The 26,675-nt window shown below is 49.0% G+C and carries 20 protein-coding genes and 3 pseudogenes; 14 read left to right on the forward strand and 9 right to left on the reverse strand.

What is annotated here, in order from left to right:
* Positions 1–1,098, forward strand: coding sequence for an acyl-CoA dehydrogenase family protein (locus DFR26_RS06135; protein WP_116208067.1), 1,098 nt, complete (start codon positions 1–3; stop codon positions 1,096–1,098).
* A 481-nt stretch (positions 1,099–1,579) separates the two neighbouring features.
* Entirely contained in the window at positions 1,580–1,774 is a 195-nt protein-coding gene (locus DFR26_RS11030) for a hypothetical protein (RefSeq protein ID WP_147300269.1), read from the forward strand.
* Positions 1,775–1,925: 151 nt separating this feature from the next.
* Here the strand turns inward: DFR26_RS11030 and DFR26_RS06140 are convergent, their stop codons facing one another.
* The 3 genes and pseudogenes from DFR26_RS06140 to DFR26_RS11330 form a co-directional block, all read right to left on the reverse strand.
* A complete protein-coding gene (locus DFR26_RS06140) occupies positions 1,926–2,390 on the reverse strand; it encodes a PaaI family thioesterase (RefSeq protein WP_116208068.1) in 465 nt (154 codons plus the stop codon).
* Positions 2,391–2,392: 2 nt separating this feature from the next.
* Positions 2,393–2,887 carry a PaaI family thioesterase gene (locus tag DFR26_RS06145; protein ID WP_116208069.1) on the reverse strand — a complete coding sequence of 165 codons (495 nt, stop codon included), beginning with the start codon at positions 2,885–2,887 and terminating at the stop codon, positions 2,393–2,395.
* Between the two features lie 793 nt (positions 2,888–3,680).
* Positions 3,681–4,056, reverse strand: a pseudogene (locus tag DFR26_RS11330) (transposase); the annotation flags it as partial.
* Between the two features lie 67 nt (positions 4,057–4,123).
* Here DFR26_RS11330 and DFR26_RS06160 point away from each other — a divergent pair.
* Positions 4,124–4,781: pseudogene (locus tag DFR26_RS06160) on the forward strand (IS3 family transposase); the annotation flags it as partial.
* 231 nt (positions 4,782–5,012) lie between these two features.
* The gene (locus DFR26_RS06165) at positions 5,013–5,633 is read left to right on the forward strand and encodes a TetR/AcrR family transcriptional regulator (protein ID WP_220375720.1); all 621 of its coding nucleotides are present in this window, start codon (positions 5,013–5,015) and stop codon (positions 5,631–5,633) included.
* A gap of 1,743 nt (positions 5,634–7,376) precedes the next feature.
* On the opposite strand, the gene DFR26_RS06170 is transcribed toward DFR26_RS06165, so the two are convergent.
* Positions 7,377–8,461 (reverse strand): IS3 family transposase gene (locus tag DFR26_RS06170; RefSeq protein ID WP_116208071.1). Its coding sequence is split into 2 segments (ribosomal slippage): positions 7,377–8,200 and positions 8,200–8,461, totalling 1,086 coding nucleotides; the frame shifts between segments, so codons are not numbered across the junction.
* Positions 8,462–8,701: 240 nt separating this feature from the next.
* Between DFR26_RS06170 and DFR26_RS06175 the strand changes: the two genes are divergently transcribed.
* From DFR26_RS06175 to DFR26_RS11335, 5 genes are all read left to right on the forward strand, one after another.
* On the forward strand, positions 8,702–9,643 hold the full coding sequence (locus DFR26_RS06175; RefSeq protein ID WP_116208072.1) for a metal-dependent hydrolase: 942 nt from the start codon (positions 8,702–8,704) through the stop codon (positions 9,641–9,643).
* A 234-nt stretch (positions 9,644–9,877) separates the two neighbouring features.
* Entirely contained in the window at positions 9,878–10,708 is an 831-nt protein-coding gene (locus DFR26_RS06180; RefSeq protein WP_116208073.1) for an SDR family NAD(P)-dependent oxidoreductase, read from the forward strand.
* Positions 10,709–10,774: 66 nt separating this feature from the next.
* Positions 10,775–11,746 (forward strand): alpha/beta hydrolase, encoded by a 972-nt coding sequence (locus DFR26_RS06185; protein WP_116208074.1) that lies wholly within the window; start codon positions 10,775–10,777, stop codon positions 11,744–11,746.
* A 55-nt stretch (positions 11,747–11,801) separates the two neighbouring features.
* On the forward strand, positions 11,802–13,382 hold the full coding sequence (locus DFR26_RS06190; RefSeq protein WP_116208075.1) for a flavin-containing monooxygenase: 1,581 nt from the start codon (positions 11,802–11,804) through the stop codon (positions 13,380–13,382).
* Positions 13,383–13,646: 264 nt separating this feature from the next.
* The gene (locus DFR26_RS11335; protein ID WP_379068471.1) at positions 13,647–13,949 is read left to right on the forward strand and encodes a DDE-type integrase/transposase/recombinase; all 303 of its coding nucleotides are present in this window, start codon (positions 13,647–13,649) and stop codon (positions 13,947–13,949) included.
* A 261-nt stretch (positions 13,950–14,210) separates the two neighbouring features.
* Here DFR26_RS11335 and DFR26_RS06200 read toward each other — a convergent pair whose 3' ends face one another.
* Together DFR26_RS06200 and DFR26_RS06205 are read right to left on the reverse strand one after the other, a co-directional pair.
* The gene (locus DFR26_RS06200; protein ID WP_116208076.1) at positions 14,211–15,392 is read right to left on the reverse strand and encodes a lipid-transfer protein; all 1,182 of its coding nucleotides are present in this window, start codon (positions 15,390–15,392) and stop codon (positions 14,211–14,213) included.
* Between the two features lie 3 nt (positions 15,393–15,395).
* On the reverse strand, positions 15,396–18,440 hold the full coding sequence (locus tag DFR26_RS06205; protein WP_245953024.1) for an SDR family NAD(P)-dependent oxidoreductase: 3,045 nt from the start codon (positions 18,438–18,440) through the stop codon (positions 15,396–15,398).
* A gap of 102 nt (positions 18,441–18,542) precedes the next feature.
* Between DFR26_RS06205 and DFR26_RS06210 the strand changes: the two genes are divergently transcribed.
* Positions 18,543–19,226 carry a TetR/AcrR family transcriptional regulator gene (locus DFR26_RS06210; RefSeq protein WP_181898999.1) on the forward strand — a complete coding sequence of 228 codons (684 nt, stop codon included), beginning with the start codon at positions 18,543–18,545 and terminating at the stop codon, positions 19,224–19,226.
* Positions 19,227–19,265: 39 nt separating this feature from the next.
* On the opposite strand, the gene DFR26_RS06215 is transcribed toward DFR26_RS06210, so the two are convergent.
* A complete protein-coding gene (locus DFR26_RS06215; protein ID WP_116208078.1) occupies positions 19,266–20,159 on the reverse strand; it encodes a metal-dependent hydrolase in 894 nt (297 codons plus the stop codon).
* Between the two features lie 113 nt (positions 20,160–20,272).
* Positions 20,273–20,987: pseudogene (locus DFR26_RS11195) on the reverse strand (IS3 family transposase); the annotation flags it as partial.
* Positions 20,988–21,133: 146 nt separating this feature from the next.
* Between DFR26_RS11195 and DFR26_RS06230 the strand changes: the two are divergent.
* The 4 genes from DFR26_RS06230 to DFR26_RS06245 are packed head-to-tail and all read left to right on the forward strand — an operon-like array spanning position 21,134 to position 25,251.
* A complete protein-coding gene (locus DFR26_RS06230; protein ID WP_245953025.1) occupies positions 21,134–22,243 on the forward strand; it encodes a putative solute-binding protein in 1,110 nt (369 codons plus the stop codon).
* Between the two features lie 22 nt (positions 22,244–22,265).
* Positions 22,266–22,586 (forward strand): 2Fe-2S iron-sulfur cluster-binding protein, encoded by a 321-nt coding sequence (locus tag DFR26_RS06235; RefSeq protein ID WP_116208082.1) that lies wholly within the window; start codon positions 22,266–22,268, stop codon positions 22,584–22,586.
* A gap of 56 nt (positions 22,587–22,642) precedes the next feature.
* Positions 22,643–24,025, forward strand: a complete 1,383-nt coding sequence (locus DFR26_RS06240) for a cytochrome P450 (protein WP_116208083.1) — start codon at positions 22,643–22,645, stop codon at positions 24,023–24,025.
* 11 nt (positions 24,026–24,036) lie between these two features.
* Positions 24,037–25,251: an NAD(P)/FAD-dependent oxidoreductase gene (locus tag DFR26_RS06245; protein WP_116208084.1), complete on the forward strand. Its 1,215-nt coding sequence runs from the start codon at positions 24,037–24,039 to the stop codon at positions 25,249–25,251.
* Positions 25,252–25,299: 48 nt separating this feature from the next.
* Here DFR26_RS06245 and DFR26_RS06250 read toward each other — a convergent pair whose 3' ends face one another.
* A complete protein-coding gene (locus DFR26_RS06250) occupies positions 25,300–26,319 on the reverse strand; it encodes an AraC family transcriptional regulator (RefSeq protein ID WP_181899000.1) in 1,020 nt (339 codons plus the stop codon).
* Positions 26,320–26,675: the final 356 nt, after the last annotated feature.

The raw sequence follows: 26,675 nt of genomic DNA on the forward strand, positions 1-26,675 counted from the left end.
ATGGAATTTACTCTTCCGGAAAATACGACCCTTATCGCGGATACTGCCCGTCGGTATCTTAAGAATAACTACAGTTTTGATGCCTACAGACAACAACTCGAACAGGCTGACCACCTTCAGAGCCCACGCTGGTCGCTGATGCAAGAGCTTGGCTGGTTCGGTTTGCCTTTTGCTGAGTCTTCCGGTGGCTACGGTGGTGATTTGTTGGATGTGGCAATGATTGTGAGGGAGTTGGGTGCAGCACTCTGCCTCGACCCCTATGTCGATGTGGTAGTCGCGCCCGGTAAATTGCTTGAATTCATCGGCTCCGATGCTGCATCAACCATGCTGACACAGCTGATTAACGGGCAGGCGAGGCTTGCCTGCGCGCTATATGATTTCCAAGCCGGTTATCAAGTGCTGACGCCTTCGCTGAACTTCAACGGCGTGCGGCTGTCAGGGCAGAAGCACTTTGTTCCTGATGGAGGACATGCCGACATCTTGCTGGTGACGGCACTAAATGGAAGTGAACTGGTATTATGTGCTGTGCCGCTCAAACTTTGCGAGACGCAGCGGTATCGGGCGCTGGATGGTAGTCGCATGGTCAACGTATTGTTCGAAGACGTCGTCATCACGGATGAGATGATAATTGCCCGTGGTGAAGTGGTTGAAGAGGCACTCGGCCGTTTGCTGGCCTATTTGAGAGCGCTGGATTGCGCTCGCATGTATGGCGCTGCCAGCGCTCTGTATCAGCGCACATTGGAGTATGCCAAAATACGTAAGCAGTTTGGCGTAACGATAGGTAGCTTTCAAGTTATTCAACACTATCTGGTGGATATGTTCATCGATCTTCAGCAGCTCGAGTCGATGCTGCTGATGGTGGCTATTAAGGCAGAGTCTACTGATGATTTTCAGCGTCAACGCGCTAGCCTTGCGGCTAAGGCCTATTATGCAGATAAGGCAGTACGTATCGCGCAACAGGCGATTCAGATTCACGGCGGCATTGGTGTTACCGAGGAGCTTGATGTCGGCCACTACTTCCGGCTAATTACACACGGGTCTCTGACACACGGCGATCGAGCGCATCTTGTTAAAGGTTTTGCCGAATTGAGAAATTAGCGAGTGTGATAAGTCCCGTTCTAGGAGCTCATGGAGCTTGATCACGACATTTGCAGCAAATGAATATTTGATGGTGGCGACGCAGTAGCTTGTTAATGATGTTTATCTGAAGGACATGCCTTCATCATGCTCGGCACCATACCTGACACACGTTGTATTATTTCTAAGCCACTTGCTCAGTACGATTATTTGTGAGATTGCCCGCAATGCTTAGTTTTGCTACGAGGTGATTCAGGCGGGTAAGCAAGTACGAATGACGACGAGAGCGTAAGCTCGCTCTCTACTCCTAATTCTGTGGCATAGGTGAGAAGATGTTGCTACTTCGCTGATCGTCATAGCAAATCAATAGCAAGCTTAGGGCGTTGTATCCTGATCAGACAGTATCCACGACGTCATTTATTCTGCGGCTACACCATGCCCAAGGGCGAATTACTGCGTGAGATCATGGGCTATAAGCTGCGCTTAGCAGGCGAAGATTGGCGTGACAAATCCTCAACATGCTGATGATTCACGAGCGCCCATCGAGAGTATAGAGTCGTTTAGTGCCGGTTCATTAGGATGCTGTCTGATTAAAGGTGCAGGCAACAAATCATCTGTGGTGCTGCTGGAGCGCAACATGCACTACCTTATATTGACTTACATGTCTTCTGCCAGCGGCATTGATGAAAGTGGTTAATCGTATAAGGGAGCCCGCATTACACTGACTTGTGACTGGAGGTAAAGAGATGAGTTTCATGTCGCGCTCACTAGGTACGCGGGCGTGCAGGTCTTCTTTGTTGATTCGCGCACGGTCCATGGCAGCACTGAGCGGCCACTTAACTGCGCGCTCATGCCGTCTTATCATCAACCAGTAGTAAGTGCGCGCGTGCGGTTGCAATCGGGCGGGATTCACTCTCCTGCCAGCAACGCACACTGATGGCGGCGACGCGGCTGCCCATGCGAGCTACATCACAAGTAGCCCAGCAATCCTTTGTCCGTGCTGAGCGCAAGTAGTCCACTGAAAAGTCAATAACCTTAGGGAGGCGTGGCTGACGCTCGGATACAATAACTTGAATGAGTCCAGCTGTTTCCATAAGGGCGCCTACAACACCGCCATGCAGAGCAGGCAGCATGGGGTTGCCGATGATTTCCGCGCGAAAGGGCAGGTGAAAGTGCAGGGGCGCGGATGTATTATCTGTGGGACTTTCCACGCGGATGCCAAGATGGTTGATATAGGGAATAGAGTCCAGCAAGGACTGATACTGACCGGCAATAACGGCCTCAATCATCGCTGTGATATGCTTTTCCTGCATGATTAATCCTCGATTGTGCTGATAGTGTGGGTGCCGGTGCGTTTACCGCAATAAAAAGTGCCGGTAGCAATGGCGCAGACCTCATTGCTACCTTCTAGTCGTAATGTGCAACGGGTGAAGGCGACCTGGCGAGCTAAGCGATAGCAAATGGCATGGGCAATTAGGTCGTGCCCAGCCAGTGTTGGGCGCAGATAGTCGATGCGCAAATCCAGTGTCGCAATTGATGTGAGTTCATTCAGTGCGCAAAACACAGCCATGCCGGATGTGGCATCTGCCAGGCTGTAGAGAACGCTACTGTAAACCCAACCTCTTTCAGAATCCCCAATCAGCAAGTCACGGTAGGGAAGTCGCATGATGGCAGATGAGTCTCCCAGTGACTCTACCAACATGCCGAGATCACGGTTGTGGGGTACGTTATCTGAGAATTGTTTCGCTGCTTTGATAGCAGAGGGCAGGATTTGATAGGAGTCGCTATCTGATGGGGTAAATAAATTCATGATTGGCTTCTGAATGGTAAAAGAGGATGAGCATGCTCTTATCGGGCGACCCTGCCCCAATAAGGCGTACCTTGTACGCGGCACTTTTGTTACGTCGATTGGCGAGTACGCAACCTGCCGAACCTACGCCAACAATTATGAAGTCGTATGTAGTCATGATTTGTGCCACGTGATCAGATTGTGAGGGGACAGAGCGAGTCCTCCTCCGCATACAGCACTAAGGGTTCGACCATACTATACCAATATTTGGTCATTCAACCAAATTGACTCCAGATCATCTCGATTTGCACTATTGCCTAAGGTGGTATATTTGGAGTTTCTTTAGGTAGCTATCCATGTTGATGTAAGGATTGCTATTGCGGGCCGGACGTACTGCTTCAGCATTGCTGCTACGTTTGGGGTGCTATGCTAGCTTAGGTAATTCGGTCGAATAAAGAGTATTGGCGACCAGTTTTCACAAGCTTTGCTCTTGAATCGAAACTCCTAAGAAAATGAATTGTCGCTTGCGTTTGATGGCAGTATCCTGTGATGAGGTAATCCCCCCATTTTTAACGGGACTCAGAAGCAGAGGCTAGGCCATTTGGACCAACTTTCGGGGTGATGCCACCCAGGCCCATATTCTGGTGATCATGGTTATATGTCCAGAGCTAGCGCGTTGCGTGATCCTGCATTTCTGCTAAATCAGTAAGCATGTATTGGCCCAGCCATTCATGCCTTGCGGTTCGCTTATCGCTCAGCTGATCATGCATGAAATCCATAGACCACATGTCGTTGAGACTGGTCGGCACAGCGGTTGGTAGCGGTAGCAGGCCTGGCTGATGGCAAAGGCAGCGCAGGCCTGCCGGATACTCAAGCCTTTGGTCGCCGCCGCACGTTGGGCCATCTCGCGTCTGCGAGACGGCCTCACTATTTTTTGTGATGGCTTCCTTAAGAACATCCGCTTGCAGCTGCACATCGGCATACATCTTTTTGAGTCGTCTATTTTCATCCTCAAGCTCATTGAGTCGAGACATCAGCGACGCATCCATGCCGCCAAACTTAGCGCGCCACTTATAAAACGACGCAGAGCTCATGCCATGTTCACGGCATAAGTCCGGAACCGGCGTGCCGGCCTCAGCTTGCTTCAAAATCGCCATGATTTGGCTATCGGAGTATCGAGATGTGCGCATGTAGAACTTCCTCAAAGCATTGGGAGAAATTCTACTTCTGAATCTGATTAATTTCTGGGGGAATTACATAATTAGTAAACAGCCTGGCAAGCATGCCTATATACAGGCAACGATTAAGATACAGGCAACGATTAAGCGATCAGATATACCGAATATGCTGAATCGTGAGTTCGCCGTCTTGTCGCCGAACTAAGTCTGGTGCGGCGACATCACTTACTTGTGGGCTCAGGGTCGCAGGTGCTATTTGGCTGTTGTATTGGACTTATATACTCGCCGCGTTGTTGGCTGTGCGCTCTCTGAGCACCCCGATGCTGACTTATTGATTAAGGCGCTGGACATGGCCGTTGAGCAGTGAGGGTGTGATGCTTCACTCGGATCAAGGCAGCCAATATTGCAGTCGCCGGTTCCGTCAGCGCCTATGGCGCTATCAAATTCAGCAAAGCATGGGTCGTCGTGGAAATTGCTGGGATAATGCGCCAATGGAGCGGCTGTTTAGAAGTTTGAAAACTGAATGAGTGCCGAGTGTTGGCTACATGACTCGGCGAGAAGCGATGCAAGATGTGAGTTGCTTGATGGAGCGTTACAACTGGGTCAGGCCGCACCAGTTTAATGCTGGTTTGGCACCGGCAGTGGCGGAAGAAAACTTAAAACTGTGTCCGAGATTAGTTGACCACTACAGATCGATACTCGGTCCGGCGCCTGTAAAGGCGGAGACTTTTCCGTGAAATATTTATATAAGGTTATATAGGCAGTTGCAGCTATCGACATTTTGGTCACTGTATGACTGCCCACTGAGGGCTTGCAGTGATTTCGGCTTAGTTTATTCGTGAAAGCCTCTGTCATAATGTGCGCCGACTGAGGAAAAAGATGTCAGTTGAGGCAAGGGTTATGGTGAGTGACTATCCTTGCTTGATAGATATCTGATAAAGTTCAAAAAGCTAAAATAAGGGGATTACGTGAATAAAAGGCGACCTACTAAAATTATTGATCAGTTAGGCCGAGAGGCAGTGCTAACCTCTGCTGCTCGTCTTTTCAGAGATCAAGGATATGAGCGAACGACTGTTAAAGAGGTTGCGAAGGCTTGTAATATGCTTCCAGGTAGTTTGCATTACCGCTATCATACAAAAGAAGCTATTTTAGTCGACCTTATGCGCTTGGGTTTAGAGCGTGCTGCCCTGGCAGTAACAGAGGCTTGTGTAAACGTTAGTGATCCTGTAGAGCAATTGCGCAGAGGTATCAATGCTCATCTGAAAATGTTGGTCACTGGTTCCGATATGGTTTATGTGCTGCTTTTTGAATGGCGCGCGCTTCGAGGAGATGCACGTAAAGAAATGATTGAGTTGCGCGATCGTTACGAGGCCCTTTGGGCTGCAATGTTATCGTTACTAGCACAGCACGGCGCTATTCGCAAAGATGTAGACTTGAACTTATTGCGTCTCATTGGCCTTGGTGCATTAAATTGGGTTGCCACTTGGTTTAATGAAAATGGACGTTATTCGTTAGAGGATATCGGTGACTTTGTCTGGCTGGTTATTAATAGTGCGTTCGTGGTGCCAAGCGAAACTAGTATAAAATGAGTGCTCTAAATCTATATAATATAATTAACTCGTTCGTATGAGCAAAGAGGCTCTGCACTGTTGCAGGCGTTCCATTGTTTAACTTTACCTATCAATTAAGGGGTTGCTCAATTCGCCGCTGTGCTAGCTTAGCGTTTGCCCCTTCTTCTTGATATAGTAACTTTGACCAATAAGCTTCTATCACGCTGTTAAAGTAGATAAGTAGTGATTTTTTCAGGATAGCTTGTTTTCGTCGCCATTCGCAACGGAGCAGGCTGGGAGTGTAATGCGCTAGCGTACCTAGAGGCGGTGTCTTTGCGATGATTCTATACTAGCGTTAGCGGAACTAAGGCTCGTAAAAGCATTAGGTCAGAAAATGTCATGGCTTTTATTATTATCATGTACGTTACGTTGGCATCCATTCCGTTTGTGGGTTGGCCTCGTTTCTCGAGCACGATGCCACATGTTTATACTTTACGATGTCTGTCATGCGGCATATTGACTGGGCTGTGCTTCCCCACTAGTCGACTGAAATCAAAGTACTTTCTGGCAATAAGCGTCATATCTCCATCTTGCTGATTTAATCATACGCCACCTTGGGTGGTATTTGCATTAATAATATTTTGAGTAAGTTATTGTGCCTGATGCTTACTGGTAGTTAAAGTGCAGTGATTTTTTAAAAGTCCTTTCTCAGGCGCAATAACTAAAAAATAAACTCATAGCTGCCTGAAAATAGTCAGTATAGTGTTCGATGTAGTCGGGCTGTTGTTATAATATTATCGCTACGCCGACTTCTCTTCGTGCACAGTAACCCCTGCTTCATAGTCCGAATTGAATAGGCAAGCTTTCTTCAGGTCCGAGGCATATGCTAAGGCGATATGCCGCTAGTGTTTTCTTAGGTTGCTTAGCGTTGTGTTCCCGCTGCCAAGCTTCGATAGCGACCTTGGACCTTGGACCTTGGACCTTGGACGTGGGTCACGGTCGTTAATCAATGCTCATTCCGGAAGCGCCCATTTAATTGCTTAATATAGGCATTCTGATTAGGGTTCTTTAGCACGACAAGAAGCAACTTGACGCCTCGTTCAAGCTCTTAGATCAGCGACTTGCCGATATCTCAGCGATGGCCGCGTTGTGGCGATATGAGATCAAGGACTCAAGTGAGTAGCTGAGCACCGACCTACCTCTCCTGTATGGTAAGGCTGCATTTGTTGCATTATCAACGAGGTGAGGCTTTTATGACCCCGACCTCGGTTATGAGATAAAAAAGCCATTCATGAGCCACATATGATTTGCTACAGCTGGCGACCTAATGGCTGATGGCACGCTTCTTTGCTTATGTGTTTGTGTGGCTTTACATGCAGCATTTGTGCGGAGCACAAGTAGTCACCGGACTTGTGATTAATCAATACGCTTGGCTTGGGCGAAGTCCCAATTAAACATCGATGATTTGTAGAGTCGACAGGTTTGAGATGGTTGCGCAGTACAGTTTTGCAGAACTTTGACAGCCAATCAGTCTAAGTTGTTGGCAAGAAGTAAATGAGTTTCTGCTAGATAGGAGGTTTTTCTTGTAAGAATGCATTTGTCTATTGACATACAGAGTGCAGGCTAATATTTTGGTTGAGTGACCAACCAAAATATTAAAAAGAGAGTTAACATGAGACTCCTGTTGATATGTAGTTGTTATATAGTCGTAATATTTTCGAGTTTTGCTAGGGCTGGTGGTATTGTAATCCCCCCATTCTCCGAAACAGCTATTCGTAGAACTTAAGCTGCTTTCAGTAGTTGCCTTGGTGGAATGCCTCCTATGGCCGTGTTGGGCCGCTCATTGTTGTACAGCCATAGCCACTGAGTGGCAAGTTCTTGTGCCTGCTCCACCGACTCAAACAGATGTAAATCCAGCCACTCGTGTCGCACCGTTCGGTTAAAGCGCTCGATATACGCATTCTGTGTCGGCTTTCCCGGTTGAATATACATCAACGTAATGCGCTGACTGTTAGCCCAGTCTATGAGCGCTTGCGCTATGTATTCTGGCCCGTTATCCAAACGTATCGCATTCGGCTTACCACGCCACTCAATCACCTGTTCCAGACTGCGAATAACGCGCAGGCTTGGCAATGACAGATCCACCTCGATCCCAAGCCCTTCTCGGTTGTAGTCGTCCAGCACGTTGAACGTGCGCAATGTCCGGCCATCCACCAACGAGTCGCTCATAAAATCAATCGACCACACTTGGTTGGGTGCCATAGGCACAGACAGCGCATCCGGCTTATCGCGCTTGATGCGTCGCCTAGGTTTAATCCGTAAGTTCAGCTCCAGCTCACGGTAAATTCGGTACACGCGCTTGTGATTCCAGGCATAGCCCTTCACATTGCGCAGATACAAATAGCATAGCCCAAAACCCCATCGCCGGTTGGCCGTGGTGAGCCGCAATAGCCAGTCTGCTATCAGCTGATTGTCCGAAGACAGCTGAGGCTGGTAGTAATAGCTCGACACGCTGATGTCCAAACAATGGCAAGCCATCCTCACGCTGATGCCGTAACGCTGCTTTGCGCTAACAGCCATCTCGCGACGCTGAGATGGCGTTAAAGCTTTCCCTCAAGCGCCTCCTGCCGAATCTCGGCTTTGAGTCGCTCTTCGGCATACATTTTCTTCAGTCGCCGATTTTCGTCTTCCAGCTCTTTCAAGCGCTTCATCATGGACGCATCCATGCCGCCAAATTTGGCTCGCCACTTGTAAAACATAGCGGTGCTCATACCGTGTTCACGACATAGCTCTGGAACGGCTATGCCGTTCTCGTTCTGCTTCAAAATTGCCAAGATTTGGCTGTCTGTGTAGCGTGATGTACGCATAGAAAACTCCTTTGCCTCAGTGTAAGGGAATCTTCTACGAATAACCGTTAGGGATGGACGGGGGGATTACACTTGTAATGTGTTTGCACTTGGAGCTTGAGACTGCCACCTGTTATACAAAACTTGTTGACACGGCTGATATATCAATTTATACATTATTGGTTGGTTGGACAACCAAAATCATGAATAAGTTATGTGGCTTAGATAGTGTGCCCTTACGAGGATGCTGGGAGTAATGACATGAGCGTAATCAGCAAAGAAATTGGATATGAAGAAGTTGTTCCCCGTGACATTCACTTCAAGATGAATACGGACACGGTGGCGCGCCACTGGTTCAACGGTGATCCATGGACCACGCACTGGATGAACTCCATTCTGGCGGCGGTTCCTGATGGCGAACGCTGGGTAATGAATTCAGCCAGAGCACAACTCGACAAATTGATCGACCCTGAAGTGCGTAAGGCTGCGATCGATTTTTGTCGCCAGGAGCGCATTCATGCACGTGAGCATGATGAAATGAACAAGGCATGCGTTGCTCAAGGCGTGCCGATTGACAAAGTGGAGGCGGTTTTTACCAAAATCAGGGTCACCATGCAGGAGCGGCTGAGTCTTGATATGCAGAGCTCCATGGCAGCAGCATTCGAGCATTTTACCGCTGTCATCTCTTCGGTCATGCTGGAGAACCCTGAGCTTTTCAACGAGTCTGATCCTGAGCTCAGGGCAATGCTGTACTGGCATTTTGTTGAAGAAACGGAGCACAAGGGTGTCAGCTTTGATGTGTATGTCGCTGCCAGTGGTGGCGGCATCAAGGGCTACCTGAGGCGCGTCGGGGGAATGGCGATGGGGACGGTACTTGGTCTGCCGCTCATGGTCGGCAACCAGGCCTATCTGCTGCACAAGGACAAGCAGCTGACCAACTGGCGCTCAGCCATGAGGATGAGCAATATCCTGTTCGGCAATCCCGGCATTCTTGCGCGCATTTTCCAATCCCATTATCTGCCTTACTTCATGCCTGATTTTCATCCCTGGGATGATGACAATCGTGAAGTCATCCATGTCTGGAAGCGCAGTTACGAAAAAACCGGCGACCCGCATAAGGCCTATCAAGCTTTACTGGATTGGAAGCTGAAAAAGAATGCGCCAGGCAAGCTGAAGCTGAAGGCTGTTGTACAGGCGGCCTGAGCAGCCAGTAAAGCGCACTGATTTCCGCTGATGCCTTCGGTCTAAGTGTGACGTTTCCCGGTCATCACGGCATTGTTGTCATTTGTTGCGACAATGCCGTTTCGTTAATCGATCAGGACGAGTTGATCATTAGCTGACGCCGTGGGGGACTATGCGGGTGCCGTGGTTTTAGCGGGTGGTAAATAAAGAGCGGTATTTTTTCGAGCCACCCGGCTCTTTTTAAAGGAATGTCTCATGAGTAAGAAAGCCCAAAAGTTGTCACAGTGTGCGGCGGCGATTGTGACTGGAGCTGGCAGTGGTATTGGTCGCAGCTTTGCCTATGAAATTGGGCGTCGAGGTGGTGCCGTTGTGTGTGTAGACATTCGTATTGAACGTGCCGAAGAAACAGCGGCCATGCTGCGCAGCCTGAATACGCACGCGGTAGCCTATGCATGTGACGTGGGCAATGCTGAACAGATGGCAGTGCTGGCAGACGAGGCGGAGGGCTTGCTTGGTCGCCCTGTAACTCTGGTTGTGAATAATGCGGGGGTTGGCCTCGGTGGCCAGATTGGTGAAGTATCGCTGGAAAAATGGCATTGGTGCGTCAACGTCAACCTCTGGGGCGTGATTCACGGCTGTCATTTTTTTGCGCCAAAACTGAAGGCGCTGGGCTATGGCGGGATCATCAATGTGGCGTCGGCTGCAGGGTTTGCCGCAGCACCAGAAATGAGTGCTTACAACGTGACCAAGGCGGGCGTGATGGCCTTGTCAGAGACCTTGTCGGCTGAGCTGACGGGAACGGGGGTGAAAGTGACAGTGCTGTGTCCGACGGTGGTACCAACCAATATTGTCAACGATGGTCATCTGCCTGCTTATCGCTCCGAGTTTGCCAAAACGGCGATGACAAAGTTTGCCCTGACCGACAGCGACGCGGTGGTACGCAAGGCGCTGGACGCGCTCGACAAAGGGCAGATGTACATGCTACCGCAAATTGACGGACGCATTGCGTGGATGTTTAAGCGCGCCGCCCCACGTTTGTATGCGCGTAGCCTGGGTGAGGCCTACCGGCTTGTTGCGCCGTCTTGATGATGTGGTAGCAGCCATCTTCAAGCACAGCATATACCCCCACACTTCACTGACGGAATTATCGATATGGCATCTAGCCAGGCCAAGCTACTGAAACTCTTCCTGCGCATGCGGGTAAAGCGTGAGCTGACATCAAATGCCGCACTTGTTCGTCATTTGCGCAGTGCCATGGACACCAAGCTCTTCCCCAGCCCTGTGCCCTCTGGAATTACGGTCCGGCAGGCAAGCGTTGCCGGGGTTCTTGGTGAGTGGCTGGAGGTGGCTAAGCCGTGCATGACCATCCTGTATTTGCACGGTGGTGCCTTTATTGGCGGCAAGCTGGCGACCTATCACACGTTTTGCGGCGAGGTTGCCAGACGTTTGAATGCCAAGGTTTTCATGGCAGATTACCGCCTCGCTCCGGAGCATCCCTATCCGGCGGCAACGGACGATGCATTTCAGGTCTATCGGCAATTGTCGGCGGAGTTGCAGGGAACTGAGCCCCTGGTGATTGCGGGTGATTCTGCGGGCGGTAACCTGACCCTGGTCACGCTATTGCGCGCCAAGCTTGAAAATCTGCCCATGCCAGTGTGTGCGCTGACCCTGTCGCCTGGTACGGATGCAACAGGCACACTGCCAGCGCTGACGGCCAACAGTGCCAGTGATTCCATGCTGTCAAAGTCAATGATAGATAGGGCGATCGATATTTATCTGGCCGGGGCGGACTCCACGCATCCCGATGCCTCTCCCTGTCGGGGGAACTTCTCTGGTTTGCCGCCTTTGCTGGTGACGGTGAGCGAAGAGGAGTGCCTGCGTGATGATGCTTACCGTGTTGTCCATAACGCGCGTCAGGCCGGGGTGACGGTGGAGCTGCTGTCGCGTCTGGATATGCCGCATGTGTGGCCTATTTTTCATTTTTTGCTTCCTGAAGCCAGGCAAGACATGCATGTATTGATCCGGTTTATTGAAAAGCATGTGGGAGAAAGTCTGGTTCGGAGCAGTGCGGAATTTCAGTTGTCTTCTGAGCACGAAAGTGCAAGCAAGGCCTTAGCAGGTTAGTGCATTAAATTGACTGTAAAAATACACGTACAGTATAAATTTGGAGAAATTAGCAATGAATATTGCCATCACAAAACCTGAACAGGTAAGTGTGCAACGAACGCGAGCAATAAGTCCCGATCACGAAGTTGTCATTGTTGGCGCGGGTATTTCTGGTCTTGGCATTGCCATTCGCCTGAAAGAGCAGGGCATTGAGTCTTTCATCATTCTTGAGCGTGCCGACCGTGTCGGCGGCACTTGGAGAGACAATCGCTATCCGGGTATCGCTGTCGACATTACTTCGTTCACCTATTCGTACTCTTTTGAGCAGAACCCGAACTGGTCGAGAGTGTTCGCACCGGGTAAAGAGTTGCAGCATTACACCGAACGGGTAGCTGCCAAGTACTTCCTCTATCCACACATCCAGTTCAAGACCAGTGTTAGCCGTGCCGAGTTCGATGAAGAGCGTCACTACTGGCGCATTGAAGTAGATGGTGGTGATACCATCACAGCCCGTCATCTGGTGTCTGCAACCGGTGGCCTGATTTCGCCGAAGATGCCGGATATCGAAGGTATCAATGACTTCAAGGGCAAGATCATCCATACAGGGCACTGGGATGACAGTATAGACCTCAAGGGCAAACGTGTTGCGGTGATTGGCACGGGGGCTACGGCCGTACAGTTGTTGCCTGAAATTGCTCCGCTGGTGAAGCGGCTTGATGTCTATCAACGCACACCGATATGGCTGTTGAAAAAACCAGACCACGCGCTTCCTGGCTGGCTGAAAAGCTCGTTCCGGCTGTTGCCGGCCGCGCAACGCCTCGTGCGTGTAGGTACTGATGTTATAAGCGAGTCGTTGATGGTTATTTCTACGATTTATTATCGGCAGGCCCCTTGGCTGGTACGCAAATGCGAAGAGGCTGGCATTCGCAACATGAAAGAGCAGTTGCCGAGCAGGCCGGACCTTTGGGAGAAGCTGACGCCGAAATATGGTTTCGGCTGCAAGCGCCCATCTTTCTCGAATGAGTATTTTCGTATTTTTGCACGCGATAATACTGACCTCATCACAACGTCTATTGAGCGAATTACCGAGAAAGGCATAAAAACCCGCGACGGGGTCGAGCGGAAAATTGATGTGCTGATTCTGGCAACCGGCTACCGCGTATTCGAAAAAGGAAACCTTCCCTCGTATGATGTTGTCGGTCGCAAGAGCCAAGAGATTGGAGCCTTTTGGGAGAGTAATCGCTATCAAGCTTATGAAGGGCTGACTGTGCCTGGGTTCCCCAATTTTTATGTCATGCTTGGTCCCTATGCGCTGATCGGTACTTCTTATTTTAAGATGGCGGAAGGCAATGCAATACATGCAGTACGCTGCATCAAAGAAGGGCTCAAGAGACAAGCAACCTGTGTGGAAGTGCGTCAGGATGTGCATGACCGCTACTTTGCAGATATTCAGCGACGCCAACAAAGCACGGTGTTCCTAAATCACAACTGTTCTTTGTCCAATAGCTATTACTTTGATAAACATGGGGATGCGCCAATGCTAAGGCCTTCCACATCAGTCGAGATGCTTTGGCGGGCCAAGCATTTGTCCATGAATAACTATAAGTTTAGTAAGGTTGGTTCGAATCCTAGCACTGACAAGTTAACTCGCTGATGTGTACCCACTCACGACATCGTTTTCACCCCAGTATCATTAGCTATGCAGTATGGATCTACTATCGCTTCAATTTGAGCTCTCGTGATACCGAAGACTTGCTGGCAGAGAGTGGCATCTCTGTCAGTTAAGAATCGATCCGCTTATGGCGTATCAAATTCGGACCTGCCTATTCTCCCAAGCTGAAGCAAAATCATGGCAGATTAGGCGATATGTTTTATCTTGATGGGGTATTTATCAAGATAAAACGTAAAACAACTCTACTTGTGGCGAGCAGTTGATCAGGACGGCGAAGTGGTCGATGTCTATGTTGAGAGTCGCCGTAAGAGTGCTGCGGCTAGGCAGTTCTTTAAGCGCTTGTTACGTAACCACGACGACCAACCAAGAACGATAGTCACTGATAAGTTGGCAAGTTATAGGGTTGCTCAACGCGAGCTAATGCCAAAAGTTCATCACAATACAGCCAAGCACGTGAACAATAGAGCCGAGCAGTTGCATGAGTCGACGCGATTCAGGGAGCGGGGAATGGGCGGTTTAAGTTCCCGAGTCAGGTACAACTATTCCTAACGAACGATGCGGCAGTCTCAAACTTTCTCAACCTTGGAAGACACCTTGTCCCAGCAAGTCATTATTGACTTACTAGGACAGCCGCGCTCTAAACTTGGAGGGCGTTAGGTGCGTAGAGGTGAAAGGTTTAACTATTGCTGAGTCTAGAAGTTAACATATCAGTACCGCTTAGTTTGACTAATTGACTGAAAGTGGCACGAGCTCAGAGCTGACAAGTTACTTGTTAGTATCGTCATAAGCATTCATCATAAAAATTAATTTTTAATCACGTCGATACATGGTGACGACACAGGCACCACCCAAGCCAAGGTTGTGTTGCAGGGCAACTTGCGCGCCACTGACCTGACGCTTTTCTGCCGTGCCACGCAACTGCCAAACTAGCTCTGTACATTGCGCTAAGCCGGTTGCACCGAGTGGATGACCTTTTGAAAGTAAGCCGCCTGATGGATTCGTCACTACTTTGCCGCCATAGGTGTTGTCTTCGTCCCAAATAAACTTTTCTGCACCACCTTCTGGGCAGAGCCCAAGCGCCTCATAAGTTAGTAGTTCATTCGCCGTGAAGCAGTCATGTAGCTCCACAACGTCGATATCATCTGGGCCAATGCCTGACTCCTCATAGACCTGTTTAGCAGCAGCTTGAGTCATGTCGTATCCGACCATTTTGATCATCGAACGCGGCTCAAAGCTGGAGGCATAGTCAGTTGTCATCGACTGTGCGGCAATGTAGACCGGATTTTTGATGCCATGCTTTTTGGCAAAAGCCTCACTGCAAAGAATTGCGGCACCAGCACCACATGTGGGTGGGCAACATTGAAAGCGGGTTAACGGATCGAAGACTTCAGGTGAAGCCATAATCTCTTCTAGAGAGAGTACTTGTCCAAATAGTGCATAAGGGTTGTTGCTTGCGTGTTTACGTGCCTTTTCAGCGATCTTGCCGAAAGTCTCTTTTTTCGTGCCGTGCTGCCAGCGATATTCACGACCGGCACCGCCAAACATCTGCGCGGCGGGTGGTGCCGAGCTAAACCCTTGCAGGTCAAGCATGACTGGAACATGCAATCCCATAGGGTTTTCGCGATCGTTAAACATGGTGCCTAAAGCGCCTTTGCTCATTTTCTCAAAACCTAGAGCCAACACGCATTCGGCTAAACCACCCTCGATAGCTTGGCGTGCTAAATACAGTGCGCTTGAGCCGGTAGAGCAGTTGTTATTCACGTTCACCACAGGAATGCCGGTGAGGCCTAGCTCATACACCGAGCGCTGACCGCAAGTAGAGTCGCCATAGACATAGCCAACGAAGGCTTGTTCTACAGACTCATAGGGAATGCCGGCGTCGGCTAGGGCTTTTCTGCCTGCTTCGGCGGCCATTTCATAATATTCAGGGCTAGAGCCGGGCTTGGTAAATTGGGTCATACCAACTCCGATGACATTGACTCGTTGTTTCATAACTTATGCTCCTAAAGCGTTTAAGAATTTCATTTCGCGAGCCAAGAGTGCATCGCCATCGACGCGAACGTCCCCGCGCTGATACGCGTCTTGTAAGCCTTGCTCGCCAGAGCAGAGCGCTTGTAGCGTCGCATCGGATAATGTGATTTCAGCATCAGGATGCGCAGCAGAGCCAACTGTTACTTGTGCAGGACTGGCACTGAAATCGATGCACCATGTGCTGTCTATATCACTGAGCGAAAACTGGACAACTCCTTTTGCTGCAGTCGCAGGCTTGGCACTTAAGTGCGCGGCGATTTGCTCAAAAATAGCGGGAGCTTCTGATGATTTAGTTGCTGGTGCGGATGCTGCTGGATTAGCGCCTGTTGTATTTTTAGCTAAACGATCAGCTTTGGCTTGTGTGATCAGAGCAGGATCCATCTCCGATAGTACAGACAACTTATTTGACGCCATGACATTGCCATGAACTTTCATTTTGCCACCGAAGAATAACTTTTGAACTTCTGCTTGATCGCCAGAAAATAAGACTGGCGCATATTCTGCATCCATCTCAATAGTGACATCTGGCTTAGGTAGCACCCCTTCACCAGCAATTGGCTTGGCACTTTTCAAGTCCAAGAACCAATTTGATTCAGGGGCATGAAAGCTAAATTGGAAGCTAGTTTTCACTTGCTCTGAGAGTTGTGGTTTCGAGGAAACAAAAGCTTTAATGCCTGCAAATACATCGGCTAAGACAAAAGCATTTTCTGCTTCGACGACGGCAGCAGCAGGCGTTGTGACTTCTGCGCTAACTCGCGCTGTTTTTGCGGCATCTATAGCGGCCGGGTCCATGCCAGCTAGCGCCGATAGTTTATTTGATGCCATAACATTGCCATGCACTTTCATCTTGCCACCGAAGTAGAGTTTTTGTACCTCTCCTTGGTCGCCGCCAAACAGCGTGTTGACGTGTTCATTATCCAGCTCAATGGTGACATCGGGTTTAGCGATTTCACCCGCTCCGACTTCACCCTGGCCATTTTTCAGATCGATAAACCAACTCGATTCAGGATTATGGAAGGTAAATTGGAACGTAGTTTTCACTTCAGCTACAAGCTCGGGTTTGCTGGCAACAAAGTCTGCAATAGCGGCGAAGTAATCATCCACAATCACAGAATTTACTGCTTCTACAGATGCTGCATCTGATGTGTGTGCTGCTTTTTTAGGTGCTGGAATTTCGGTATATAGCTCTATGACAGCGTTTTTAATAACAACTTCATTGCGTTCTTTAACCGAGGTTTCAAACACGATACGAGTGTCTGACTCTCGCCACATTTTGGTAATTAATGTTTCGCCTGGGTAGACACTTTTAGCGAAGCGAACCTTAATGCTTTTGAAATAGCGTGGGTCATTATTGCTAAAGGCTTTAATAACGTGCCGACCACAATAGCCATAGGTACACATGCCGTGAAGGATGGGCTTATCGAAGCCAAACGCTTTGGCAAATGCTGGGTCGGCGTGTAGCGGATTCCAGTCGCCGGAGAGGCGATACAGCAGCGTTTGATTGGCGTCGGTTTTCTCTTCAATAACAGCATCGGGCTCTCGGTTTGGAGGTGTGTTGACGTCTGCGCTTGGCCCACGATCACCACCCCAGCCACCAGCACCACGCACAAATGAGGTCATTTCGTTATAAGCAATTTCCTCACCGCTTTCATCGAGGGTGTGCACAGCAAAAGTGACCACAGCGTGTGGATCTTTATCCCAGGCCTCTTTAAATTTAAAGATGTGCTTGAGCTTTGCATTCGTCGGTAATGGACGTTTGATTTCAGTGTATTGCTCACCATGCAGGATGCGATCAAAACCATAATTTTGGCCGGGTAACTTCAAGCCACCTGCTTTAGCTGCCTGTAGCATGGCGTTGGATTGTGGCATCACGCCGTAAGTTGGAAGTACAGCAAAGTCGCTACCCATCTCATAGACATAATTTAGTTCAGCTTTGTCTAGTGGGTCACGCGCAGCGCCAATACCGAGGGCATACAGAGCTACATCGCGCTCGTCATAGCTATTTTCCAACACCAACTCGCATTTTACTGCTTCATCTAGATCAATAAATTCGTTGCCACCTAAGCGTGGGTTATTGATGTTATGCAGGATGGGCGCGAAAGAGTCGTTGACGGTAGCGGGGTGGCCAGCGTTGGTAAAGTCGCCAATGGTGTTCCATTTATTCGCCACATCATCGACGCTAAAGTTTTTCCCCAGTGGGAATGATTGCCCCTGTGTACGCTCCCAGCGAAGTTGCGAAATATAGCCAGCGCCAACTTCAAATATTCCCTTGGTTTGCTCGCAATCTTCATGGCATAGCCATGCTACTAATGGACTGACATGCTCGGGCTTGAGATTAGCTAGCAGTTCCGGCGGCATGATCGTTTCGGTGAGACGTGAGGCGGCGATTGGCGCAATGGTATTGACTTGAATTCCTTTGCTACGCCCTTCTTCAGCTAGGCAGTTCGCCAGTCCAGCAAGGCCGAGCTTCGCCGCACAATAGTTGGCTTGGCCGAAGTTGCCATAAAGGCCAGCGGCTGAAGTAGTCATGATGATACGGCCATAACCTTTATCGCGCATGATCGGCCACGCGGCGTGTGACACACTCATTGAGCCAGTTAAGTGCACTTTGAGGATCAGGTCCCAGTCGGCCTGAGTCATTTTATGAAAGCTAACATCTCGCAAAATGCCGGCGTTGTTGATAACAATATCTACTGTACCAAAGGCGTCTAGTGCGGTTTGCACAATACGCTCTCCATGTTCTACGGAGTCGTAGTTAGCCACTGCCTCGCCACCAGCGGCGATAATTTCAGCGACTACCGCATCGGCAGCAGTGGAAGACTTGCCATCGCCGTGTGCGCCGCCACCTAGATCGTTAACAACTACTTTGGCCCCTAGTGAGCCAAGAAGAAGTGCGTGTGATCGGCCTAAGCCATTGCCTGCACCGGTGACAATCGCCACGCGTTGATCAAATCGTAATGCCATGAAGTGGGCCTCGCTGATAATATTTACAATATGTTCGTTCAACATGTATTATTTATAGGTCACGACGCGCCAATCTGTCAATAAAATTATGACTGATCAGTCAGATGTATGATTAGCTTTCGAAGAAAACTGAATTGGAGAGGCCGCATGGCGTCAAAGGCACCTGAGAAGCCCAGTCGTCGCACGCAAGTTGAGCGCAGCCATGCCATGCGTGAGCGCTTAATCAGTGCCACCATCTGTTGTTTAGATCGTGATGGCTACGCAGGCACCACCTTCAAATCCATTGTGACTGAAGCAGATGTGTCATTGGGTGCGCCATTGCATCATTTCGCCACCAAGGCTGCACTCATGGAAGCAGCTGCTACGCGTCTCATTCAACGGCTATATATCGAATTGGGTAAAGCATTTAGCGGCCTTGCATCATCAGATAACCGTTTGACTGAAATGATTCAAATTGGCTGGAGCACATTATTTAATCAGCAGGAAACCATTGCGTTGTTGGAGCTGACGCTTGCTAGTCGCCGCGATACTGAGTTGGCCGAGGTGATGCGAAAGCTTGGGCTCGCAGGCTTTGACATGCTGGACAATGCAGCCAAACATTACTTTGTGAGTAGAAGTAGTGAAGATCCAGTGAGTGATTACTTTGTTTTGACGCACTGGCTGATCCGTGGCATGACAATCGATCAACACCTGCTGAGCAGTTCTGCTGCGCCTGATCATTATTTAAGGCTGTGGTCAGGCTTATTGCAGGGAAAGGTCGCAGTTAAGCCTGAAGTAGTTGCGGCTCCACCTAAGCCAAAGCGATGGCCTAGTGATAAGCCATCACCCTAGCAGGCTGAGATGCGATAACTCGTAACTTGCAAATCTTAGTTATTGCAAAGTGGGAGATGCATAGATGTCGCTTAGGAGCCCTTGCGAGCCAAAAAGGTTCTCCCGCCACTGCTGCTCTAATGATCGTGTGTCATCTTGAGTGGGATGGAAGTTTCTTTTGAAGAAGTCTGGTAGTCGTCGAGGTACATGCTTTAAAAGACCATGCCTACCAAACAACATCGCAGCCCCTTTCAAGTGCGATTTGATATGTCGCTTTTGTAACTGATTGTCATGGGCCAAAATGGCCACCAAGCTCCCTATCAGGACGGGTACTAATGCCGCAGCAACTAGTGGTCCAGCTTGTAACTTTAAGCGCCAGCTATTGCTAACTCGCGTATATACATCGTAAGCCACGGATTTATGCTCTAGTTCTTCAAGCGCATGCCAAGTCCAAAGCTTTAATGATTCAGGCTCACAGGCCTCACGGAACTTACTATCCTGTAAAAATGACTCGGCAAAAATAGCGGTAAAGTGTTCCATGAAGATGGTGCAAGCTAGTTGTTGTTCTGGCGAGAATCGTTCTAGTAAGTAAAGACCCATTTTTACGCCTTTATCGACGAAGTCGACGCGAATACCTTTCTCGCTAAAAATCGCATTCAGACGGTCATGCTCACGACCATGTAAGGCTTCTTGACCAATGAAGCCTGAAACTTGGGCTTTGAGCTCGGAGTCAGTGATTTGCTCTCGAAAGTGACGTACAGATTCGACAAAAAAACGTTCACCGGGTGGGAATGATCCCGAAAGCACGGCAATAAAACTGGATGCAAAGGCATTATTGGCTATGGGGTAGCGATGTGAGTTGTAGTAATCATGGGAAAATTTAATATTGCGAGGTGGGATGCCTACGCTGGCACCAGCTAAACCTGATGACTTGATGTTGGTGGATGATTCCATAGTATACCTCATGTGACATTTTGTAATGTTCCATTTAATGTGTCATGACTGGTTGGTCACGGTCAAGCAGTCAATAGATAATTTTTGTTGCGAGCTGTTGGCAAGTGTAGTGGTCAACTAATCTCGGACACAGTTTTAAGTTTTTTTTCCGCTACTGTCGGTGCCAAACCAGCATTAAACTGGTGCGGCCTGACCCAGGTGTAACGCTCCACCAAGTAACTCACATCTTGCATCGCTTCTCGCCGAGTCATTTAGCCAACACTCGGCACTCATTCAGTTTTCAAGCTTCTAAACAACCACTCCATTGGCGCATTGTCCCTGCAATCTCCACGGCGACCCATGCTTTGCTGAATTCGATAGCGCCATAGGCGCTGACGGAACCGGCGACTGTCATATTGGCTACCTTGGTCCGAGTGAAGCATCACACCCTCACTGCTCAACGGCCATGTCCAGCGCCTTAGTCACTAGGTCAGCATCGAGATGCTCGGGGAGCGTCCAGCCAACACCGCCGCTAAGTAGCACCAATGCCCCTTGCTCCCACAGATACGTGATATCGCCACACCGGACCTGATTAGGCGCCGAGACAGCAAACTCGCAATTCAGCATGTTCGGTATATCTGATCGTTCAACAGTCGCCTGTATATAGGCATGCTTGCCAGGTTGTATGCTGATTAGACCTGACTCTTCCATTAGTCTAGCCACTTTAAAACGACCTATGGCAATGCCATGTTGCTGCCACATCATGTCACAGACGCTGCGGCTACCTGCTGAGCTTCGGCTCTGTATGAACAGCTCATTCTCACGCTTGCGAAGCAGTAACCGCTTCAGTACCTATCAGAGCGCTTGCAGCTGATGCAGATGCTAGTCAGCACCTCTGTGAAGCAGGATTTCTATGATGTTTGTCAATAAATATCCCACATATGTCAATAGATGATCCCTCTATCGGCGGATTGACTGGCTAGGATAGGTATCTGTTGGATATCGAAGCTGATGCCATCAGTTTAATTGCTTGTATTAAATATAAGGCTTCAATAATAAAAAGGAAAAAGCACATGAACAAACTGATTCTTCCTGCATTTTTAGTCGCAGCCTCGGTGGCGCCATTCGCGCAGGCAAACCAAACACTTTGTGTCTATGACTTACTGGGTAGTGCTGGCGATATGGTCAATATCGCTAAAGACTACTCATTAGCAGCGCAATCCATGGGCGCTAAAATATCAATCAAGGCATACACCGATGAGCGTGTAGCCACCGAAGATTTGAAGGCTGGAGAATGTGATGCGGTGATGGCAACCGGATTTCGTACTCGCCAATTTAACCCAACAGCCGCTGCGTTAGACTCGTTAGGTGTGTCGACCATTATTCGTAATGGCAAAGTCGATATGCCGGCGAGCTACGAAACAGTACGAAAAACAATTCAAACATTTTCATCACCTGCTGCTAGTAAGTTGATGGTCAATGGCCGATATGAGGTCGCTGGCATTATTCCGTTCGGCACCGCATATCCTGTGGTTAATGATCGCAAAATTAATACGGTTGAGGCGTTAGCTGGTAAGCGGATTGCCTCGTTTGATTATGATAAAGCGCAGGCCATCATGATTCAGAAAATTGGCGCGCAACCGGTTTCAGCTGATATTACTAACTTTGCCGGTAAGTTTAATAATGGTTCTGTGGATTTCATTGCTGCTCCGGCCATGGCTTATCGTCCATTAGAGCTTTATCGCGGCATTGGCACTAAAGGTGCTATTCAACGCTTCCCAATTCTTATTTTGACTTATCAAATCATTATCAACGAGACGAAGTTTCCTGAGGGCTTTGGCTTGAAGTCTCGCCAGTACTGGCTTGGTCAATTTAATCGTGCGATGACACTAGTGAATAAGGCGGAGAAAGATATCCCGGCATCAACTTGGGGTGATTTGACCCCTGAGAATATGGTCAAGTACACCATCATGCTGCGTGATTCACGCATAGCTATTGCCGAACAGGGCGTCTATGACAAGCCTGGTTTGAAGATTATCAAGCGCGTTCGCTGCAGCATCAGCTCGGCTGACTCAGAGTGCAGTGCAAATACTGAAAACTGGTAGTTGATAGATCGGAGATAGAGCTATGAACAACATTACATTTGTTGAACATGATGGCACAGAGCATGTGGTTGAGATTGAGGAAGGAAAGTCATTAATGCAGATCGCTATGGACAATGGCGTGCCGGGTATTGATGCCGATTGTGGAGGTGCCTGCGCTTGTGGCACATGCCATGTCATTGTTAAGAAAAGTTGGATGGATAGAACTGGGAGTGCATCTGCTGAAGAACTGCAGATGCTAGATATGACACCAGAAAAAGCCGACACATCGCGGCTTTCTTGTCAGATTAAGATGTCAGACGCTATGGCTGGCATGGTGCTGCATCTTCCTGAGTTCCAAATGTAAGTCGTCGAGTAAGTAGATTTTATGCCTGCTTCGTATCTGCGTATTAGGAGATTTATATGACAAATTTAACTTCAGTAATTGAAGGTGCAGTCGCTGCCGTTCCTATTCATTTGCAAGTAAAGGGCGCGCACTTGTTTCAGCGTGTGAAGCGGCGCTTTGTCAAAGGGGCGGCATTTCCTGGGTTTGTCGAAGCACCCATTCCGGACGTCTCTACCCTAGCCATTGAAGATATCGATGTCAGCAATCCATTTTTGTATCGACAGGGGCGCTGGCTGTCATATTTCAAACGCCTGCGTGATGAAGCGCCAGTACACTTTCAGAAGAAAAGTCCATTCGGTCCATTTTGGTCTGTAACGCGCTATGAGGACATTGTGTTTGTTGATAAACATCACGACCTGTTCTCCGCTGAGCCCATTATCGTCATTGGCAACACACCAGATGGATTGGAGTTGGCTAACTTCATCTCCATGGATCCGCCTAAACATGATTTGCAGCGACAGGCAGTGCAAGGCGTTGTTGCCCCGCAAAACCTGAAAGAAATGGAAGGTTTAATTCGTACTCGCGCTCAAGAGGTTTTAGATGACCTGCCGATAGGTGTGCCTTTTGATTGGGTTCAGGAGGTCTCTATTGAGCTCACCGCACGTATGCTCGCAACGCTCTTGGATTTCCCCTACGAGAGACGTCATAAGCTCGTTTACTGGTCAGATATCGTTGCAGCAAGCCCTGAAACGACGGGTGGTGATGTCGATATAAATGATACTTTCATTGGCGTTGCCGATATGGCCAAGCAATTTTCAGACCTTTGGCATTCAAAGGCGGCGAGAAAGGCTGCCGGAGAGAAGCCTGGTTTTGACTTGATGAGCTTGCTACTGTCGAACGAGGATACAAAAGACATGATCCGTCGCCCGATGGAGTTTTTGGGCAATCTCGCACTGCTAATTGTTGGCGGAAATGACACTACGAGGAACTCGATGACCGGTGGCGTGTTGGCACTCAATCGTTTTCCAGATGAGTTTATTAAGCTTAAAGCGAATCCAAGCCTGATTCCGAACATGGTCTCGGAGATTATTCGCTGGCAAACCCCACTGGCCTATATGCGTCGAATTGCTAAGCAGGACGTAGAGCTCAATGGAAAGGTCATTAAAAAGGGCGACAAGGTAGTGATGTGGTATGCCTCTGGCAACCGCGATGAGCGCATGATCGATCAGCCTGATGAATTCATCATTGATAGAAAAAATGCTCGTAACCATCTGTCCTTTGGCTTTGGTGTGCATCGCTGCATGGGCAACCGTTTGGCCGAAATGCAGATTCGCATCCTTTGGGAAGAACTGTTGGCGCGCTTCGACGACATCAAGGTGGTGTCAGAGCCTGAGTTAGTGCAATCAAACTTTGTCCGTGGCTACTCGAAGATGATGGTCACACTGACGGCGAAGAAGTAAGGCAGATCATCATGAAGAAAACAGCCCTTGTTATTGGTGCCAGTCATGCTGGTGCGCAAGTAGTCACTAGCCTGCGCCAAGAGGGCTGGGATGGCGATATCGTGGTGATAGGGGAGGAGCCGCATCTTCCCTATCATCGGCCGCCGCTGTCGAAGACATTTTTGGCGGGCGATAAAACCACTGCTGAGTTGGCGATACGCCCTTCAGCTTTCTATGAAAAGAATGACATCCAATTTCGCCAAGGTCGTGTAACGGCGATCGATAGGCAGCGCCAAACCATCACGCTTAGTGATGGCGCAGAGTTGGCCTATGACAAGTTGGCTTTGTGCATGGGCGCTCGCGTGAGGCGAGTTGAGTTGCCCGGCAGCGAGCTCAAAGGTGTTCATTACCTACGCAATATTGCCGATGTCGAAGGCATTCAAGCCGAGCTGGCTCAGGCCAAAACTGCCGTGATTATTGGCGGTGGCTATATTGGTTTAGAGACCGCGGCATCGCTGCGTAAACAAGGCCTGCAGGTGGTTGTTCTAGAGATGGCTGAGCGCATTTTGCAGCGTGTCACCGCGCCTGAGTTGTCGGCATTTTACGCCCGCGTGCACGGCGAAGAAGGTGTGCAAATTCAAACCGGCGTGTCGATTACGAGCATACTTGGCGATGGCCGAGTGGAAGGTGTGCTGTGCGGCAACGGAGCTATTTTTCCTGCCGATATCGTGGTCGTTGGCGTTGGCGTTATCGCCAATGTTGAGCTTGCGGAAGCGGCTGACATTGCCGTGGAAAACGGCATTATTGTCGATGAGTTTTGCCGCACCAATGATCCATCGATAGTTGCTGCTGGCGACTGCGCCAATCATTTCAGCAAGGTTTATCAGCGCCGCATTCGCCTCGAGTCTGTGCCTAATGCCGGTGAGCAAGGCAAGGCCGCCGCCGCATCGATGTGTGGACTGAGCAAGGAATACAAAAGCCTGCCGTGGTTTTGGTCCGATCAATATGATCTGAAGCTGCAAATTGCCGGTCTTAGTCAAGGCTACGATCAACTAGTTATTCGTGGTGATAAAGAGACTGGCCGAAGCTTTGCCGCATTTTACTTTCAGGCAGGCAAGCTCATTGCCGCCGACTGCGTGAATAGGCCACAAGAGTTCATGCTCAGTAAGCGAGTGATTGCCGAGGGTCTTACGCTGGATGTCTCGCACCTGGTCGATGACGGCGTTGCGGTTAAGGAGTTGCTGTGAGGGCACAGGCAAGATAGGTGTTTTATCTTGTTGTGGTCCAAAGCAAGATTAAGTGAGCTTTACGGAGTTGGTCCTATACTCACTAGGAGTTTTTCCTGTCCAGCGTTTAAATGCTCGACGAAAGCTTGCTAAATCAGAGTAGCCGAGCATGAATGCTATTTCTTTTATGGTTATCTGCTGATCTAGTAAGTAATCCATGGCTAACTGATGGCGCACATATTCGATGATGTCTCGGTAGGAGGATCCTTCATCAATAAGCCGCCGATGAAGCGTTCGAGGCGTCAGGTTTAACATCCGTGCAATTACTGCAAGAGAGGGAAGGTTGTTTTGTCTTTCAAGCATTATGCTTCTGACTTGCGCCGAGAGCTTTTGAGACTTTGCGAGCCGAGTTAGTTCATCTTGGCAACGATGAACGGCTTCAAAAAGTGCCTTGCTGCTAGAGGCACGTACTGCAATATTGAGCAGTTCGTGTGGAACTTCAAAACCATTCCAGCTTGCTTGATAGGTAACATTGCAGCGAAAAAGTTGCTCGGAGAGTGAAAGATGAGATGGGGTATTAGAGGCAATGGATACACCATCCACTTTGCAAAGCCCCATGGTGACGTACTCAAACAAGTTCTTAATGGTTAGTGTGATGGCCTCTATTACGGGCTGTGATGCCTCTTCTAGATCACAGTTCTCGATGAGTACGAAGCGAGTATGAGTTTTTGTATGCTCTAGCTTGGCAGTCATTAAAGATGTTCTTAGTGGGAGGTAGCGAGCGATCAACTCAAGTGCTTCTTTCGGAGAGACACTTTTTGAGGACACATAGCTCAGTAACCCATGACTACTGATGAGTAGTCGCTCACCAACCAATAAACCAAATGCAGTGTTATTGGTTACATTGACTGCTTCCAAAATTAACCGCTTGAAGTCAGGCAATGATAATTGCTGAATTTCAAGTTCGCCTGTTGGACCCATCTGCTGTAATTGACTAAACCAATCAGGTAGGGGGGAGCCCATGCGCGTGACTTGTTCAGCAATTTGATGAATGTATTGAGAGGCTAGATAGAGCTCATCATCGATCATGATTGTAGCCTTTTCTTTGATTGTCAATAAATGAACCATCTTTGTCAACTTCTGCTCTGCACATTGTTGGTGGAATAAATTAGTGTGACATCAGCCGAAAGTTAATAAACTGGCTTGGCATATATAAAAATAAATGCGCTAGCTAATTATATTAAGTGCTTATAAGGAGCATCATTATGACATGGGCTGAAATTGCAGCGGATGTTCAAGGGAGCTTGATCCTAAACGTGTTGCTCATAAAATTTAAACTCCGCTTCTAGATGCTGTCGAAGATATTACTCATGAGGTTATGTCTCATTATCGACCCGGGCTCTGAGACTCTATGCCATTAGTGATTCGCAAACGATTGATTTAGC

Source organism: Paraperlucidibaca baekdonensis (assembly GCF_003387535.1).
GTDB classification, from domain to species: domain Bacteria; phylum Pseudomonadota; class Gammaproteobacteria; order Pseudomonadales; family Moraxellaceae; genus Perlucidibaca; species Perlucidibaca baekdonensis.